This is a genomic window from Streptomyces sp. NBC_00190 (assembly GCF_036203305.1).
In the GTDB taxonomy this organism is placed as follows: Bacteria; Actinomycetota; Actinomycetes; order Streptomycetales; family Streptomycetaceae; genus Streptomyces.
Window position 1 is genome coordinate 5,783,412 of the sequence record NZ_CP108131.1, and the last position, 17,161, is coordinate 5,800,572.

Below are 17,161 nucleotides of genomic sequence, written 5' to 3' on the forward strand. Positions count from 1 at the left end.
GGTTGACAGTCGAGGGGTGTCAACCCTGGGTTGTCAGTCCTGGGTGGGGTGAGCGGCTCGGGCGGTGGGCTCCTCGGGCTCCCGGGGTGGTCCGGGTGGTCCGCAGAGGAGGCTCAGGAGGCCCGTCACCGCGCCGAGGGCGGCGAACGCGAGAAAGGGGTGCAGGCCGACGCCCTCGCCGCGCGCCGAGTCCGTGACGCACGCGGCGAGGGCGGCCAGCCCGGCGGCCCGCGCCAGCACCGCCTGGGCCCTGTCGGCCCACTCGGACCGCCTCCGCAGGCCGCGGTGGAGCAGGGCGCGGACGGCGGTCGCGGTGAGCAGCGGCACCCCCGCCGCCAGGAAGATGAAGACCCACACGGCTGCTCCCGACTCCGCGCGTTCCGTGCGCACGGTGCGCCCGGAACGCTCCGTGTCCGCGAGTATGCGGTCGGCCGGGCGGCAGGGGAACGGCCGGGACCGGTGCCGCTGCGCGGCCGTGCCGCCCCCGGGCGTGGCGCGCTTGACAGGGAAATCGAACATCCATTCTGATGGGTTATCCACAGCCGAACCGGTCGTGGAGGCGCATTGTCAGTGGCAGGCATTAGCGTCAATGGCGTGAAGCGATCGACTCAAGCAAACCGGGTGGAACCCATGGCAGGCACCGACCGCGAGAAGGCTCTCGACGCCGCGCTCGCACAGATTGAACGGCAATTCGGCAAGGGTGCGGTCATGCGCCTCGGCGACAAGCCGAACGACCCCATCGAGGTCATCCCCACCGGGTCGACCGCGCTGGACATCGCCCTCGGCGTCGGCGGGCTGCCCCGCGGCCGCGTGATCGAGGTGTACGGGCCGGAGTCCTCCGGTAAGACGACCCTGACCCTGCACGCCGTGGCCAACGCGCAGAAGGCCGGCGGCACCGTCGCCTTCGTGGACGCCGAGCACGCGCTCGACCCCGAGTACGCGAAGGCCCTCGGCGTCGACACCGACAACCTCATCCTGTCGCAGCCGGACACCGGCGAGCAGGCGCTGGAGATCGTGGACATGCTCGTCCGCTCCGGTGCCCTCGACCTGATCGTCATCGACTCCGTGGCGGCCCTGGTGCCGCGCGCCGAGATCGAGGGCGAGATGGGCGACTCGCACGTGGGTCTCCAGGCCCGCCTGATGAGCCAGGCGCTGCGGAAGATCACCGGTGCGCTCAACCAGTCCAAGACCACCGCGATCTTCATCAACCAGCTCCGCGAGAAGATCGGTGTGATGTTCGGCTCGCCGGAGACCACCACCGGTGGCCGCGCGCTGAAGTTCTACGCCTCCGTGCGTCTGGACATCCGCCGCATCGAGACCCTCAAGGACGGCACGGACGCGGTCGGCAACCGCACCCGCGTCAAGGTGGTCAAGAACAAGGTCGCGCCGCCGTTCAAGCAGGCCGAGTTCGACATCCTCTACGGCCAGGGCATCAGCCGCGAGGGCGGTCTGATCGACATGGGCGTCGAGCACGGCTTCGTGCGCAAGGCCGGCGCCTGGTACACGTACGAGGGCGACCAGCTCGGCCAGGGCAAGGAGAACGCGCGGAAGTTCCTCTGCGACAACCCCGCCCTCTCCGACGAGATCGAGCGGAAGATCAAGGAGAAGCTGGGCGTGGGGGTCCGCAAGGACGCCGAGACCGCCGAGGGTGCTGCCGCGGCCGACGCCACGGCCGCCGCCGTGCCCGCCCCGGCGACGAAGGCCAAGACGACGGCCAAGGCCGCCGTGGCCAAGAGCTGACCCGTGCGGGAGCAGGATGGGGGCGGTGAGAACCGGAGCGGCCGTGAGCGCCGCCAGGAACTGCCGCCCCAGAGCCCCGAGGAGCAGGCGCGGGCGATCTGCCTGCGCCTGCTCACGGGGAGCCCGCGCACCCGGCGCCAGCTCGCGGACGCCCTGGACAAGCGGGGCATCCCCGAGGAGGTGTCGCAGCAGGTCCTCTCCCGGTACGAGGAGGTGGGCCTGATCGACGACGCCGCCTTCGCCGGGGCCTGGGTCGAGTCCCGGCACCGCGGCCGGGGCTTGGCCCGGCGGGCGCTGGCGCAGGAGCTCCGGACCAAGGGGGTACACGCCACCCTGGTGGAGGAGGCCCTGGAGCAGCTGGACTCCGACCAGGAGGAACAGACCGCCCGGGAGCTCGTGGAGCGCAAGCTCCGCGCCACCCGGGGCCTGGAGCGTGACAAGCGGATCCGGCGGCTCGCCGGGATGCTCGCCCGCAAGGGGTACCCGGAAGGCATGGCTCTGCGAGTGGTCCGCCGTGCGCTGGAGGCGGAGGGCGTGGACGCCGACGATCCGGGGTACCTGGGGTAGGGCTAGCCCCCGGCCGCACACGCCGGGGTACGCCAATGTCAGGAGGCGTGGCCGGCGGCAGAGTTGGCCGCATGATGCTGCGTTACGCCCTCCAGACCGTGAGAGATCGCAAAGCCGGTTTCCTCGGCGCCTTCGTCGCGCTGCTGTGCGCGGCCGCCCTCGTCACCGCGTGCGGGACGCTCCTGGAAACAGGACTCCGCGGCACGATCGGCACCGAGCGCTACGCGACCACGCCGGTCCTCGTCTCCGCCGACCAGAACGTCCACGAGACCACGGTCAAGGAGAAGAAGGGCAAGGCCAAGACGAAGCACAAGGCCAAGCCCGTCGCCGAGCGGGCCTGGCTCCCCGCCGCCGCCCTGGACGCGGTACGGTCCGTGCCCGGCGTCGAGCGGGCCGTGCCCGAGCTCACCTTCCAGGCCGTCCCGCTGGCCAAGTCCACCAGAGACCCGAAGCCCGCGTACGGGCACGCCTGGACCTCCGCCGCCCTCACCCCGTTCACGCTCGCCGAGGGCCGTGCCCCGCAGGGCGCCGACGAGGTGGTCGTCGACCGCGCGCTGGCAGCCCGCGCCGCGCTGAAGCCCGGCTCCGAACTCGCCGTGCAGTCCACCGGCGAGCCGAAGACGTACCGGATCAGCGGGATCGCGACGACCCCTCGCGGGGACCTTGCCCAGCAGAGCGCCCTCTTCTTCGGCGAGGCCGAGGCCCAGCGGCTCGCCGCACGCGACGGGCAGGTCAGCGCGATCGGCGTACTGCCCCGGCCCGGCGTCGACGCCGGTGAACTGGCCGGCCGCATCGAGCAGGCACTGAAGGGCACCACGGCGGCCACGGCGCAGGTCGCCACCGGGGACGAGCGTGGGCCGGTGGAGTTCCCGGGCGCCGCCGGGGCCCGGATCAAGCTGGTCTCCATGGGCGGCGCGATGGGCGGCACCTCGCTGCTCGTCGCGATCCTCGTGGTCGTCGGCACCTTCGCCCTCTCCGTCCAGCAGCGCCACCGCGAACTCGCCCTGCTGCGGGCCATCGCCGCCACCCCCGGGCAACTGCGGCGCATGATCGGCCGGGAGGCGCTGCTCGTCGGCCTGGCCGCCGGGATCGCCGGGTCGTTCGCGGGGCTTCCGCTCGCCGCCTGGCTGTACGGACGCTTCGTCGACAGCGGCGTCGTCCCCACGGCCCTGGAGCGCACCGCCGGCATCTTCCCGATGTTCGCCGCCGTCGGCGCCAGCCTGCTCTGCGCCTGGGCCGCCGCGCGGATCACCGGACGGCGGATCACCCGGATCCGCCCCGCCGAGGCGCTCGCCGAAGCCGCGCTCGAACCGCGTCGGCCCTCCTGGATCCGCACCGTGCTCGGGGTGCTGCTGCTGGCAGGCGGTGCGGTGCTGGTCGTGGTGCTCGCCTCGCTGCGCACCGAGCCGGCGTCGACCCCGGTCACCTTCCTGGCCGTGGTGGTCCTGGCCGGTGCGGTCTCGCTGCTCGGCCCACTGCTCGTACGGGGCTGCGCCGCGCTGCTCGCCGGTCCGCTGCGGCTCGCCGGGGCGGGCGGCCACCTCGCCACCGCGAACCTGCGCGGCAACGCCACCCGGATGGCCTCCGCCGTCACCCCGCTCGCACTCCTCGTCGGCATGACGTGCACCGTGGTCTTCATCACCCCGACCCTCGGGGACGCCGCCCGGGACCAGGCCCGCGACGGGATCCGGGCCGGATGGGTGCTGGCCGCGCAGGGACCGGGCGTCACCGCGGAGGCCGCCGACAGGATCCGCCGGACCCCCGGGGTCGAGGCGGCCACCGAGATCGTGCACACCTCAGTCCGGGTGGGGCTGGTCAAGTACGGCGTCCAGGGCGTGACCCCGGCCGGGCTGACCCGGACGTGGGACCCCCGGGTCACCGGCGGGAGCCTGGCCGGCTTCGGCGAGGGGAACGCGGCGGTCAGCGAACTCGCCGCCGACCAGCTCGGGCTGAAGCCGGGGAGCCCGTTGCGGCTGACGCTGGGCGATGGGACGCCGGTCACCCTGACGGTCTCGGCCGTGTACGCGCGGGGGCTGGGCTTCGGGGACCTGACCCTGCCGCACGCACTGGTGGCCGCGCACGTGGACAATCCGCTGGCGGGAAGCGTCCTGGTGGCGGCGGAGCCGGGCGTCGGGCGGGACCGGTTGGCCGCGGCGCTGAAGAACCACCCCGGGGTGAGCGTGCTGTCCGCGCGCGACGCCGACGAGGTACGGGCGGAGCGGCAGGACGCCGGAGCGGAGATCAACCTGCTGGCGATGGGACTCGTACTGGCCTTCACCGCCGTCGCGGTGGTGAACACCCTCGCGATGTCGACGGCCGAGCGGGTCCGGGAGTTCGCGATGCTGCGGCTGGCCGGGGCGAAGCGGCGCCAGGTGCTGCGGATGCTCCGTGCGGAGGCGGTGGCGGTGGTGCTGATCGGGGTGGTGCTGGGGTCGGGGATCGCACTGGCCGTGCTGACCGCGTTCAGCGTGGGCATGACGGGGGTCGCGGCGCCGGCGCTACTGCCGGTCGCCTACGCCGTGGTCGTGGGGGTGGCCGGGCTGCTGGCCCTGGCGGCCACCGCCCTCCCGGGCCGGGTCGCGCTCCGCGTCCCGCCGGTGGACGTGGCCACGGCCAAGGGCTGACCGCTGCGGCTGCCCTCCTCCCCTCCCCGGCCGGGGAAGGGAGGAGGGCAGCGGCTCGGGCGGGTCAGGAAGGAGCCGTCACCGGCAGGCCGGCCGACCTCCAGGCCTGGAAGCCGCCGGTCAGGTCCGTGGCGCGGTGGAGGCCCAGGGTGTGGAGGGAGGCCGCCGCGAGGCTGGAGGCGTAACCCTCGTTGCAGATCACCACCACCTGGAGGTCGTGGCTCGTGGCCTCCGCGGCGCGATGGCTGCCCCGGGGGTCCAGGCGCCACTCCAGTTCGTTGCGCTCGACCACCAGTGCGCCCGGGATCAGCCCGTCGCGGTCCCGCAGGGCCTGGTAGCGGATGTCCACCAGGAGCGCGCCGGAGCGGGAGGCGGCGTAGGCCTCCCGCGGGTCGATGCGGGTGTACTTCGCGCGGACCCGCTCCAGCAGTTCGTCGATGCCGACCGGGGCGCTCACTGCCAGTCCGCCGGACGCTCGACGTGCTCCAGGTTGAGCACCGGTCCGCTGCGGCTGTACCGGCGGATCAGCGGAAGCGGCGGGTAGTACGCGTGCACGGAGATCGCGTGCTCGGCCGGGGACTCGTTGAGGACCTCGTGCACGTGGTGCTCCCCGAAGGCCCGCCCGGTGCCCGCGCCCAGGCTGCGGCTGCGGTCCAGCCCGGAGTCGAGCTCAAGGGACCGCCACCCCTCCGAGGGCAGGCGTACGGCGAGCGAGTGCTCGGTGAGCCGGCCCCGGGCGGTGGCGAACGCGCCCCGAGACTCGGCGTGGTCGTGCCAGCCGGTGCCGGTCCCCGGGGGCCAGCCGATCAGCCACGCCTCACTGCCGGACGGCCCGTCCAGCCGGATCCAGGTGCGGCCTTCCGGGTCGAGCGGCAGGGAGGCGACGAGCTCGGCGTCGGCCGCGGTGCGCAGGGCGAAGTCGAGGAGTTCGGCGGCCGTGGGGCCCCCGGCCAGCACGGGCTCAGGTGTGTACGCGGGTGCAGACATGGAAGTGGACCGTTCCTGGGGTTCGCGGAAGTGCGCGCGGGCCGGTGACGGCACGGGGCGCGCAGGGGGAAGGGCGAATCAGCAGGAAGGGCGACACACGCAGCCCGCGTAGCGGAGCAGGTCCATATGGACCCTCCGCCACAGGCGCACGTCGTTGCCGGTCATGTCCGCGAGTGAACCACGGGACCGCGGGACGGTCAATCGATCACCGCGGTCGGTGTCGGTGTCGGTGTCGGTGTCGGGGCGGACGAGGGCGCCGGCACCCGGGACACGGGTGCGCCCGCCCGGACCGCGTCCGCCGCCTCGTACAGCTCCGCCGGCCGCACGCCCGCGAAGGTCGCCGCCAGGTGCCCGTCCGGCCGGATCAGGAGCACGGTGTGCGCCGGGGCCCCCGGGTAGCCGTCCGCCACCAGCAGATCGGTGCGCACCGGCAGCGCGCTCACCGCCGCCGCGAGGCGGGGCATCAGCCCGGCGCCGAGCCAGTGGCGCCGGTCCCAGACCCCGGTGCCCGGCGCGACCAGGACCACCAGCAGCCGGCCCCGCCCCAGCAGGTCGCGCAGCGGCACGGTCGACCCGTCGGGCGCGGTCACCGGTACGTTCGCCACCGCCCCGCCCGGTTCCGTTGCCGTCGGGACCTCGCGTACGGCCACCGGCGGGGCGTACGCCGGCGCGGCGCCCAGTGGTCCCCGCCCCAGGTGGCCGTCGGCGAGTAGGGATTCGGCGGACCGCGAGGCGCCGGGCAGGTAGGTGCGCAGGCCGCCCCCGGCCCGCAGCACCGGCATCGCCTGGTCGGCCGCGCGCAGCCGGGCGGCGACCGCGGTGCGCCGCTCGCCCTCGTAGCTGTCGAGCAGTTCCTCGGAGGCTCCCTGGTGCCAGGCCAGGGACAGCTTCCACGCGAGGTTCTCGGCGTCCCGCAGCCCCTCCTCGACCCCTTGGGTGCCGAGGGCGCCCAGCAGGTGCGCGGCATCCCCGGCGAGGAAGGCGCGGCCGTCGCGCCAGCGCCGCGCGAGGCGGTGGTGCAGGGTGTGGACCCCGGTGTCGATGAGGTCGTACGGGGGAGTCGTGCCCCCGCACCACACCGCGAGGGTGTCCCGGATGAGCGTGACCAGCGCGTCGGGGGTGACGAGCTCCCCGCGCGCCGGGAGCAGCCAGTCGAGGCGCCACACCCCGCCGGGCAGCGGCCGGGAGGTGACCTCCTCGGGTCCGGACGGCGGGTTGCGGTGGAGCAAGGCCTCGCCGGGCCACGGCAGTTCGGTGCGCAGGGCGGCCACGGCGTACCGTTCCACGGCGGTGCGGCCGGGGAAGCGGATGCCGAGCAGTTTGCGCACGGTGGAGCGGGCGCCGTCGCAGCCGACCAGGTAACTCCCGCGCCACCACGTGGTCTCGGCGCCCCGGGTGTGCGCGGTGACCCCGTGGTCGTCCTGCTCCAGGGAGTCCAGCTTGCTGTCGGTGACCAGCTGGACGAGCGGGTGTGCGGTGGCGGCGTCGCGCAGCCCGCGCGTCAGGGCGTGCTGCGGCAGGTGCAGGGGGGCCGGTCCGTCGTCGAAGGTGCTGCGCTGCGCGGGGCGGCCCCGCCGCATGGTGCGCCAGGCGGCGAAGTACGCCCCCTCGTAGCGCAGGGTCGAACAGCCCAGCCGGTGCGCCATGGCCGCCGTGTCGGCGTGCAGGACGACGGTACGGGCGGGACGGGACTCCTCCTTGCCGGGCCCTTCGTCGAGCACGACGGAGGGCACGCCCTGGCCGGCCAGGGCGAGGGACAGGGCCAGGCCGACGGGCCCCGCGCCGACGACGATCACCGGGTCCATGATGTGGCTCCCGGTGTCCGGTATGTGATCACAGAACGTATGCAACCGACTGAAGGTGCCCGCGTCAAGTGACGCCGGTCCGGACAACGCCGTGTGGTGCGGCGGAAGAGTTCCGCCGCACCACACGTGTCACGCCATTGTACTGACCGGGCGTCAGGGAGCCTTGCCCACTCCGGCCGCGCCGCCCGCGTCGACCTCGGCCACGTCGGCCTCGACCATGGCGCCGGTGCCCTTCTTCGACTGCCGCAGCCAGCGCTCCAGCCAGGAGGCGAAGGTGGTGAGGGCGAAGTTCACCACGATGTAGATCAGCGCGATCACGACGAGGGTCGCGATGGTGTTGCTGTAGTTCGCCGAGATCAGCCGGTTCATCGACAGCAGGTCCCCGTAGCCGAGCAGGGCGCCGCCGAGCGCTGTGTCCTTGAGGATCACCACGAGCTGGCTGACCAGGGCCGGCAGCATCGCGGATACGGCCTGCGGGATCAGCACGTAGAACATGGTCTGGCCCTTGCGCATGCCGATCGCCTTGGCCGCGTCGGTCTGGCCGCGAGGCAGGGAGAGCACGCCCGCCCGGACGATCTCGCCGATGACGGCCGAGTTGTAGAGGACCAGGCCCGTGACCACGGCCCAGAAGGGCCGGGTGTCGGAGGGAACGTCCAAGAACCGCGGCGCCATCAGCGCGTTGCCGAACAGCATCAGCATCAGCACCGGGATGGCACGGAAGAACTCAACCCACGCGCCGACCGGCCCCCGCACCCACGCGTGGTCCGACAGTCGGCCGATGCCCAGCAGCGCGCCCAGCGGGAGGGCGATCACCATGGCGAGCGCGCCCGCCTTGAGGGTCTCCACCAGGCCGGGGAGCAGGTATGTGGTCCAGACCTGGCTGTCGGTGACGAACGGGGACCACTTGTCGGCGTCGAGCTGGCCCTTCTCGCCCATGAGGGACAGCGCCCACCACAGGACGAGCCCGAACAGCACGACGAAGATCCCGCTGTAGATCCAGTTGCGCGCCTTGGCCTTGGGGCCCGGGGCGTCGTACAGCACGGAGCTCATCGCTTCACCGCCAGTCGCTTGGCCACCCAGCCCAGCAGCAGGCCGGTCGGCAGGGTCAGCAGGACGAAGCCGAGGGCGAAGATCGCGAAGACGGCGAAGACTGCCTGCGCCTCGTTCTCGAGCATTTCCTTCATCAGCAAAGCCGCTTCAGCCACGCCGATGGTCGCCGCCACCGTGGTGTTCTTGGTGAGTGCGATCAGTACGTTGGCGAGCGGTGCGATGACCGCCCGGAACGCCTGGGGGAGCACGATCAGGGTGAGCACCTGGAAGAAGCTCAGCCCCAGCGCGCGGGCCGCCTCGGCCTGACCGACGGGCACGGTGTTGATGCCGGAGCGCAGGGCCTCGCAGACGAAGGTTCCGGTGTAGGCGATCAGTCCGAGGACCGCTAGCCGGAAGCCGGTCTCCTTGAACGTGTCGCCGCCCAGACTGATGTCGAGTGTCTGGCTGAGACCCAGCGAGCAGCCGAGGATCAGCAGGGTCAGCGGCGTGTTGCGCACGAGGTTGACGTACGCGGTGCCGAAGCCCCGCAGCAGTGGGACCGGACTGACCCGCATCCCCGCCAGGACGGTTCCCCAGATCAGGGACCCGACCGCCGAGTAGAGGGTGAGCTGAACCGTCACCCAGAAGGCTCCGAGCACGTCGTACTGCCCGGAATCAAGAAAATCGAACACGATGCCCTGCGCTCTCCCCAGGATGGCCGGTGAGGTGCGCCGCCGCCCGCGGCAGGCGGGCGGCGACGCTCCTCACCGATGAATCAGCTGCCTTCGGTGATCTGCGGGGCAGGCTCGTTCTTGTAGTTGGCCGGGCCGAGGTTCGCGTCCACGGCCTTCTGCCAGCTGCCGTCCTCGACCATCTTCTTGAGCGCGGCGTTGATCTTGGTCTGGAGCTCCTTGTCGCCCTTCTTCAGACCGATGCCGTAGTTCTCGTTGCTCATGGTCAGACCGACGAGCTTGAACTTGCCCTTGTTCTTCTCCTGTGCGGCGTAGCCGGCCAGGATCGAGTTGTCCGTGGTGAGGGCGTCGACCTTCTTGTTCTCCAGGCCGGTGAGGCACTCGGAGTAGCCGCCCAGCTCCAGCAGGTCGGCCTCGGGGGCCAGGGTCTTCTTGATGTTCTGCGCCGAGGTCGAGCCGGTGACCGAGCAGAGCTTCTTCTTGTTCAGGTCCTCGACCTTGGTGATGGACGAGTCGTCGGCGCGGACCAGCAGGTCCTGGTGCGCGAGGAAGTACGGGCCGGCGAAGTCGACCTTCTCCTTGCGCTTGTCGTTGATCGAGTAGGTCGCGACGACGAACTTCACGTCGCCGTTGGCGATCAGGTTCTCGCGCTCGGCGCTGACGGCCTGCTTGAACTCGATCTGGTCGGGCTGGTAGCCGAGCTCCTTGGCGACATAGGTCGCGACGTCGACGTCGAAGCCCGTGTACTTGCCGTCCGGGGTCTTCAGGCCGAGACCCGGCTGGTCGTACTTGATGCCGACGACGATCTTGTCCTTCTTGGCGTCGCCGGACGCACCGCCGTCACTGGCGGCCTTGTCGCTGCCGCCACAGGCGGTCGCGGTCAGGGCGAGAGCTACGGCGACGGCCGCGGCCGCAGCGGCCTTGGAGATCTTCATGGTGAACTTCCCTCGGATGAGACGTTGTTGAACGACGAGCGACGCATACGGGCGCATGCGCGGGCAGCGGAAGCCGCCCGACGCTGGTCCGTCACCGGATGACTACCAGACCGGACGCTCAGTGATGCAGGATCTTCGACAGGAAGTCCTTGGCCCGGTCACTGCGCGGGTTGCTGAAGAACTGCTCGGGGGCGGCCTCTTCGACGATCTTTCCGTCGGCCATGAAGACGACGCGGTTGGCCGCGGAGCGGGCGAAGCCCATCTCGTGCGTGACGACCACCATCGTCATTCCCTCCCGGGCGAGCTGCTGCATGACCTCCAGCACCTCGTTGATCATTTCCGGGTCGAGCGCCGAGGTCGGCTCGTCGAAGAGCATCACCTTCGGCTCCATGGCCAGCGCACGGGCGATCGCCACGCGCTGCTGCTGGCCGCCGGAGAGCTGCGCCGGGTACTTGTCGGCCTGAGTGCCGACACCGACTCGGTCCAGCAGGGCCACGGCCTTCTCACGGGCCGCGGCCTTGTCCGTCCCGCGGACCTTGACCTGGCCCAGCATGACGTTCTCCAGCACCGTCTTGTGCGCGAAGAGATTGAACGACTGGAACACCATGCCGACGTCGGCACGCAGTCGGGCGAGTTCCTTGCCCTCCGAGGGCAGCTCCTTGCCGTCGAGCGTGATGGTGCCGGAGTCGATCGTCTCCAGCCGGTTGATGGTCCGGCACAGCGTGGACTTGCCCGATCCCGAAGGACCGATCACCACGACGACCTCACCGCGGGCAATGCTCAGATCGATGTCCTGAAGCACGTGCAGCGCGCCGAAGTGCTTGTTGACGTTGCTCAGTACGACCAGGTCGTCCGCGGTACCGGCCGCGTCCTGCACGTCCTTGGTCACTGATACTCCGCTCATCGGCTTCTTGCTCCGTCCTCCTCGGTTGGGAGGACAGTAGTGACGTGACGCGCACAACGTCATCACATCTGAGGGAGAATTGAGCATAACGATCCGGCCTCGCCCGGATACGCTCCGTGCGCGACATCGGCGTGGCTCCCGGTGCGGTCGTACCGGGTGCATAACGGAAGGCGCGCCGGACCGGAACCCTCTTGACGTGGGCGTCCGCATCGGCGGGAATGCAGGGTGGCCCTGCAACGTACGGAATCCGAAGACCGAGAGAAGGAGAGGGGGACGACATGAGACTGCTGCTCGTCGAGGACGACGACCACGTCGCCGCCGCCCTGTCCGCGATCCTCGCCCGGCACGGCTTCCAGGTCACCCACGCCCGCAACGGCGAGGAGGCCCTCCAGGCCCTGCTGCCCGCCGGAGCCCAGCCCGCGGCCCATCCCTACGGGGTGATCCTGCTCGACCTCGGCCTGCCCGACCAGGACGGCTACGAGGTGTGCGGCAAGATCCGCAAGCGCACCGCCACGCCCGTCATCATGGTGACCGCGCGGGCCGACGTGCGCTCCCGCATCCACGGCCTGAACATGGGCGCCGACGACTACGTGACCAAGCCCTACGACACCGGCGAACTCCTCGCCCGCATCCACGCCGTCGCCCGGCGCACCGGTGCCTCCGAGGAGGCAGCCGCCGGGACGGGCGCCCCCGCCGGCGTCCGGCTCGGCTCCGTCAGCATCGAGCTGTCCACCCGCCGGGTCAGCGTCGACGGTACCGACGTACCGCTCACCCGCAAGGAGTTCGACCTGCTGGCCCTGCTCGCGCAGCGGCCCGGTGTCGTCTTCCGCCGCGAGCAGATCATCAGCGAGGTGTGGCGTACCAGCTGGGAGGGGACCGGGCGGACCCTGGAGGTCCACGTCGCCTCGCTGCGCTCCAAGCTGCGCATGCCCGCCCTCATCGAGACCGTCCGCGGGGTGGGCTACCGGCTCGTCGCCCCGGCCGCGCCCTAGCGGGGTCCGCTCGTGCGCGCAAGGCTCCTCCCGCTGCTCGTCGTCCTGATGGCGGGCACCCTCCTCGCGCTGGGCTTCCCGCTCGCCGTGAGCCTGGCCGCCGGGCAGCAGCAGCGGGTCGTCGTCGACCGCATCGACGACAGTGCCCGCTTCGCCGCCCTGGCCCAGTTCGTCATCGACGCCGAAGGCGCCGGATCCAACGGCTCCGACGAGCGCCACGCGATCCTCCAGCTCGAACTGGCCCGCTACCAGGAGCTGTACGGCGTCCGCGTCGGCATCTTCCGCCGCGACGACAACGCCATCGCCCGGTCCCCCAGCTGGTGGGAGCTCCCCGATACCGGTGAGGGCCACCGCGCCTTCCAGGAGGCGCTCGCCGGGCGGCGCAGCCACGATCCCCCGCAGGTGTGGCCCTGGCAGACCAACGGCAAGCTGATCGTCGCCTCCCCGGTGGTCCTCGACGGGGACGTGGTCGCCGTCGTCGCCACCGAATCACCCACCGACCTCATGCGCGGCCGGATCCTCAGGGGCTGGCTGCTCATCGCGAGCGGGCTCGCCGCCGCCATGCTGGTCGCCTTCGGCGCCGCCCTGCGGCTCACCAGCTGGGTCCTCAAGCCCGTGCGGACCCTCGACGCCGCCGCCCACGGGATCGCCACCGGCCGGATGAACTCGCGGGTCGCGGCCGCCGGAGGGCCGCCGGAACTCCAACGCCTGGCCGCTTCGTTCAACGAGATGGCCGACAACGTCGAAGAGGTACTGGAGCAGCAGCGCGCGTTCGTCGCGGACGCCTCCCACCAGCTGCGCAACCCGCTCGCGGCGCTGCTCCTGCGGATCGAGCTGCTCGCCCTCGAACTCCCCGAGGGCAACGAGGAGATCGCTTCCGTGCGCGCCGAGGGCAAGCGCCTGACACAGGTCCTCGACGACCTGCTGGACCTGGCGCTGGCCGAACACGCCTCCGCAGAGATCAGCCTCACCGACATCGGGGCGCTGGCCGCCGAGCGGGTCGCCGCCTGGCGTCCGTTCGCCGAGGAGAAGGGCGTACGGCTCACGGAGGCGGGACGGTCCGCCGTCACCGGCTGGGCCGACCCCATCGCCCTGTCCAGCGCCCTCGACGCCGTCATCGACAACGCCCTGAAGTTCACCCCCGCGGGTGAGAAGGTCGAGGTCTCCGTCGAGGCCGCCGGGCGTACCGTCCGCGTGGTCGTCGCCGACCGCGGCCCCGGCCTCAACGAGGACGAGCTGCTCCGCGTCGGCGACCGCTTCTGGCGCAGCGGCCGCCACCAGAACATCAAGGGCTCCGGGCTCGGCCTGTCGATCTCCCGCGCCCTGCTCGCCGCGGGCGGCGGGTCCCTCACGTACGAGACGAACCCGCCGCACGGGCTGCGGGTGACGGTGACCGTGCCGCGCACCGACCCCCACACCGCCTGACGCCGCTACCAGGCAAGGGCCGTACGGGCCGGGGCGGAGACCGCGTACAGCTCGTCCACGGCCCGGACCTCGAAGGCGGTCGCGAGCTCCCGGCCGGAGCGGGGTACGGCGGCCACGTAGAGGGCGGCGGCGCACGTGCCGCCGAGGAAGCGGCGGCTGCCGTCGGGCAGGACCCGGGACACCTCGTAGTGCCGCACCGGCCCGGCCGCCCGGCGCCACGACAGGCGCAGCCAGGCCCGGTCCTCCCGGCGGGCCGAGGCGTCCACGGTCAGGGCGGCGGGAGACGCCGGGCGCCGGCCGACGGCGGCGTCGCGTACCGACAGGGCCCCGAGCCGCCACACCACGGGTCTCTTTCCGAGCCCGGTGATCCGTACGGCCAGTCCGTACGCCGTCTTCCCGGCCAGGGCCGCGAGCCCGACCCGCGACCGGTGCCAGTCCGCCCCCGTGCCGCGGGAGTCCGCACGGATCCAGGTGTACGGGGCCGGCCAGCCCGGAGCCGTCGGCTCGCGGGTGGCCACGCCGACCTCCACCGCGACCGGGCCCGACTCGGCGGCGTGCACCAGCTCCAGGACGGTCGAGGAGGTGAGGGGGAGCCGGGTGGAGTGCAGCCCCACGGCCGCCGGGGCGGTCAGGGTGCCCGCGACCAGCAGGCTGGAGCCGCCGCGCCAGGCACGCGCGAAGTCCAGGGTCACGGCGGGCCGCTCTCCGGCGGTGTCCACGACCCAGCGGCGGCCCGGCAGCCGGTCCTGGAGCCCGAGGTGGTTCCAGGGGGTGTCGGAGACTGCCGCGCCGTCCTCGTACCAGCGCTCCCCGTGCCCGGTGTTGAAGGTGCAGGCGAAGGGCAGGGAGGTGACCGTGGACCGGTCGGCGACGGCCGTGGCGGGGGCCCGCCAGCCCGATTCGGGCGCGGGCCGGGCGGGGTCCAGGGACTCGCCCGTCCAGAACCGGTCGTCGGCCCGGTGGAAGGCTCCGGGGGAGCGGTCGGTGAGGTGATTGCGGGTCCACTCGGGCCGGTAGAAGCCGTAGCTGACGACGTGGTCGCCCCCGCGCGGGATGATCGCGTCCCAACGGACGGCGGAATTCCAGCCGTTGGCCTCCGTGTCCACCGCGGCCCACAGCTCGTGGCGGGAGCGGCCCAGGCGCTGCGCGAGCGCGCCGGATGCGGCCAGGCTCTGCGGCGTCCAGCGGAAGTCCACGAACATCGTGTCCGCGACCTTCCCGGCGCGGTCCTCGAAGAACTCCTGGTTGAGCTCGTTGAGGGCGCCCTGCCAGCCGACCCGGCCGGTCGTGTCCATCGCGTCGTACCAGGTGATCCGCAGGCCGTGGGGCTCGCCCGCCGCTCGCAGCGCCCGTAGGAACTCCCGCATCCTGGTGGCGAGTCCGCTGTCGCCGCCGTCGGTCTCGGCATTGACGAACCAGCCGTCGAAGCCGTACGCGGTCGCCACCCGCACCAGCTGCTCCGCGATCGGGAAGCGGCCCAGGGAGTCCCGCTGGACCAGGTCGCGGGTCCACTGGAGGTCCCCGCCGTAAGCCGCGGGCGGCAGGAACACATTGCCCAGGACGCGGACCCCGTTGCGGTGGGCGGCGTCGATCACGGGCGCGTTCGGCGCGAGCACGATGCCCTCGCCGGAGGAGCCGCCCCAGAAGACCAGCTCGTCGATGTACGCCCAGTGCGTGAGCGCGTAGTAGTCGGCGGTGGCCGAGCCCTGGGACGGGTTCTGCGCGGTGGGCCCGAAGGAGACGAGGGAGGCGATCCGGGCCTGGCCGGCCCGGGCGCCCGGGTGCGGAGGGACCGGCGTGAAGCGCGGCGCGAGCGGCACGGTCGCGGTGTTGTGGGCGAGATCCGGGTCGCTCTCGGGAGCCCACCGTTTGAGCGAGCGCCATACGATCCCGGGGCCGGGGGCGCCCTTGGGGAGCGAGTCGGGGAACCAGTACGAGGCGTACGGGGCCAGGTCGGCCGGGTCCGGCGGGGCCGACGGGGCGGGGGCCGTGGGAGCGGTCGGCCCGGCCCAGGCGGCGGGCGCCAGGGCCGGGGCGCCCAGCAGCGCGGCCGCCCCGGCCCCGGCGGCCAGTACCGCGCGCCGGGTCGGCGGCCGTAAGGAGGCGGGCCCGGGCGGGTGCACGGGCGCGGGTACGGGCACGTGCGTACGAGGGTCGACTCCGTCGTCGGTCTCGGACATGCGGGCTCCTCCGGAAAGGCGTCAGGTCAGGTCGGGGACGCGCAGCACCTCCGTGATGCCGCGCGCGGAAAGGTGCGCGGGGTCCTCGGCGAGCTCGGCCAGCACGACGGCGGGCCGCACTCCGTCCGCGGTGAGCGCCGCCCAGGTCTCGAAGAACGCGCCGCCGGGAGCACAGACCGAACGCCGCGGCGCCGCCTCCGCCCCGCCGACGTCGACCGCCAGTGCGGTGGACCGTACGGCCGGGCGGTGCTCGCGGCCCCGCCACGCCTCGGTGATCCGCGCGATGGCGGCGCCGGCCGGCTTGGTCCGGCGGTCGTTGGTGAGCAGGCCGAGGCCGTACTCCAGCTCAGGGAAGTCCGCGAGCCCGCGCGACACGTCGTGCGAGCACCACCAGGTCACGCCCCACAGGTCCGGGCAGTCCAGCGCGTTCGCCACGGTGGCCTCGGTGAACTCGGCCGCGTGCTCCGGCCCGATCAGCGGCGCGGGCGCGCCGACCTCCTGGAGCCACACCGGCCGGTGCGGGTCCCGGGCCCAGGCCTTCGACAGCTCGATCAGGTACGCGGCGTGGTGCTCGGTCGCCGTCCCCGCCGGGCCGTGGCGCTGCGCGGTGCCGTTGAACACCCAGGAGTGCACGGCGGTTGCCGCGCCCAGCCGCGCGGCCTGGGCGACGGTGAAGGGGTGCCCGTCCTGGTACCAGGCGGCGTCGTACTCGGCGTGCAGGTGGAACCGGCCGGGCGCGCCCTCCTCGCAGGCGGCGAGCATCCGCTCCAGCCAGTGGCCCGCCTGGTCCCGGGTGATCTCGTCGGGGTCGGGGTGGGGGGCGCCGGCGAACTGGTTGATCTCGTTGCCCACCGTCATGCCCAGGAAGTTCGGCCGGTCGGCCAGGGCGGCGGCCAGCGTGCGCAGGTACTCCTCCTGAGCGGCGACCACGTCCGGGTCGGTGAACATGTTGCGCCGGTGCCAGGTCCGGGTCCAGGCGGGCAGGAAGTCGAAACTCGACAAGTGGCCCTGCAGGCCGTCCACGTCGACGTCGAGCCCGCGCTCGGCGGCCGCGTCGGCGAGCGCGACGAGCTGCTCGACCGCGCGCGGCCGGATCAGCGTCCGGTTCGGCTGGAACAGCGGCCACAGCGGGAACACGCGGATGTGGTCCAGCCCGAGCGCGGCGATCGAGTCGAGGTCGGCCCTGACCTCGTCGAGGTCGAAGTCCAGCCAGTGGTGGAACCAGCCGCGGGACGGCGTGTAGTTGGCACCGAATCGGAGCGCGTCTTCGTGCACAAGGCG

General features: G+C 72.7%; 16 protein-coding genes. 5 read left to right on the forward strand and 11 right to left on the reverse strand.

Annotation, left to right across the window (positions count from 1 at the left end; genetic code table 11):
- Nucleotides 1–33 precede the first annotated feature (33 nt).
- A complete protein-coding gene (locus tag OG429_RS27900) occupies nucleotides 34–519 on the reverse strand; it encodes a hypothetical protein (protein ID WP_328927987.1) in 486 nt (161 codons plus the stop codon).
- Nucleotides 520–630: 111 nt separating this feature from the next.
- Here OG429_RS27900 and recA point away from each other — a divergent pair, with 111 nt between their 5' ends.
- From recA to OG429_RS27915, 3 genes are all read left to right on the forward strand, one after another.
- Nucleotides 631–1,740: a recombinase RecA gene (recA, locus tag OG429_RS27905; protein WP_328927988.1), complete on the forward strand. Its 1,110-nt coding sequence runs from the start codon at nucleotides 631–633 to the stop codon at nucleotides 1,738–1,740.
- Nucleotides 1,741–1,743: 3 nt separating this feature from the next.
- Entirely contained in the window at nucleotides 1,744–2,307 is a 564-nt protein-coding gene (recX, locus tag OG429_RS27910; RefSeq protein ID WP_328927989.1) for a recombination regulator RecX, read from the forward strand.
- A gap of 71 nt (nucleotides 2,308–2,378) precedes the next feature.
- A complete protein-coding gene (locus OG429_RS27915) occupies nucleotides 2,379–4,931 on the forward strand; it encodes an FtsX-like permease family protein (RefSeq protein WP_328927990.1) in 2,553 nt (850 codons plus the stop codon).
- Between the two features lie 64 nt (nucleotides 4,932–4,995).
- Here OG429_RS27915 and OG429_RS27920 read toward each other — a convergent pair whose 3' ends face one another.
- The 8 genes from OG429_RS27920 to OG429_RS27950 all read right to left on the reverse strand — a co-directional run bounded on the left by OG429_RS27920 (nucleotide 4,996) and on the right by OG429_RS27950 (nucleotide 11,283).
- A complete protein-coding gene (locus OG429_RS27920) occupies nucleotides 4,996–5,394 on the reverse strand; it encodes a rhodanese-like domain-containing protein (RefSeq protein WP_405681345.1) in 399 nt (132 codons plus the stop codon).
- Nucleotides 5,385–5,918, reverse strand: coding sequence for a cysteine dioxygenase (locus OG429_RS27925; RefSeq protein ID WP_328927992.1), 534 nt, complete (start codon nucleotides 5,916–5,918; stop codon nucleotides 5,385–5,387). Before OG429_RS27925 ends, OG429_RS27920 begins: the two co-directional genes overlap by 10 nt.
- 78 nt (nucleotides 5,919–5,996) lie before the next feature.
- A complete protein-coding gene (locus OG429_RS41500; RefSeq protein ID WP_311318651.1) occupies nucleotides 5,997–6,083 on the reverse strand; it encodes a putative leader peptide in 87 nt (28 codons plus the stop codon).
- A 32-nt stretch (nucleotides 6,084–6,115) separates the two neighbouring features.
- Entirely contained in the window at nucleotides 6,116–7,723 is a 1,608-nt protein-coding gene (locus OG429_RS27930) for an FAD-dependent monooxygenase (protein WP_328927993.1), read from the reverse strand.
- Between the two features lie 153 nt (nucleotides 7,724–7,876).
- A complete protein-coding gene (locus OG429_RS27935) occupies nucleotides 7,877–8,773 on the reverse strand; it encodes an amino acid ABC transporter permease (protein ID WP_328927994.1) in 897 nt (298 codons plus the stop codon).
- Nucleotides 8,770–9,444 carry an amino acid ABC transporter permease gene (locus tag OG429_RS27940; RefSeq protein ID WP_328927995.1) on the reverse strand — a complete coding sequence of 225 codons (675 nt, stop codon included), beginning with the start codon at nucleotides 9,442–9,444 and terminating at the stop codon, nucleotides 8,770–8,772. The genes OG429_RS27935 and OG429_RS27940 overlap by 4 nt, the downstream gene beginning before the upstream one ends.
- 83 nt (nucleotides 9,445–9,527) lie before the next feature.
- Nucleotides 9,528–10,379: a glutamate ABC transporter substrate-binding protein gene (locus OG429_RS27945; protein WP_328927996.1), complete on the reverse strand. Its 852-nt coding sequence runs from the start codon at nucleotides 10,377–10,379 to the stop codon at nucleotides 9,528–9,530.
- A gap of 118 nt (nucleotides 10,380–10,497) precedes the next feature.
- Nucleotides 10,498–11,283, reverse strand: coding sequence for an amino acid ABC transporter ATP-binding protein (locus OG429_RS27950; RefSeq protein ID WP_328927997.1), 786 nt, complete (start codon nucleotides 11,281–11,283; stop codon nucleotides 10,498–10,500).
- A gap of 278 nt (nucleotides 11,284–11,561) precedes the next feature.
- Between OG429_RS27950 and OG429_RS27955 the strand changes: the two genes are divergently transcribed.
- Both OG429_RS27955 and OG429_RS27960 read left to right on the forward strand, forming a co-directional pair.
- Nucleotides 11,562–12,275, forward strand: coding sequence for a response regulator transcription factor (locus tag OG429_RS27955; protein ID WP_328927998.1), 714 nt, complete (start codon nucleotides 11,562–11,564; stop codon nucleotides 12,273–12,275).
- 12 nt (nucleotides 12,276–12,287) lie between these two features.
- On the forward strand, nucleotides 12,288–13,700 hold the full coding sequence (locus OG429_RS27960; protein WP_328927999.1) for a sensor histidine kinase: 1,413 nt from the start codon (nucleotides 12,288–12,290) through the stop codon (nucleotides 13,698–13,700).
- Between the two features lie 5 nt (nucleotides 13,701–13,705).
- On the opposite strand, the gene OG429_RS27965 is transcribed toward OG429_RS27960, so the two are convergent.
- Together OG429_RS27965 and OG429_RS27970 are read right to left on the reverse strand one after the other, a co-directional pair.
- On the reverse strand, nucleotides 13,706–15,880 hold the full coding sequence (locus OG429_RS27965; protein WP_328928000.1) for an endo-beta-N-acetylglucosaminidase: 2,175 nt from the start codon (nucleotides 15,878–15,880) through the stop codon (nucleotides 13,706–13,708).
- A 21-nt stretch (nucleotides 15,881–15,901) separates the two neighbouring features.
- Nucleotides 15,902–17,155 (reverse strand): glycoside hydrolase 5 family protein, encoded by a 1,254-nt coding sequence (locus tag OG429_RS27970; protein ID WP_328928001.1) that lies wholly within the window; start codon nucleotides 17,153–17,155, stop codon nucleotides 15,902–15,904.
- Nucleotides 17,156–17,161 lie beyond the last annotated feature (6 nt).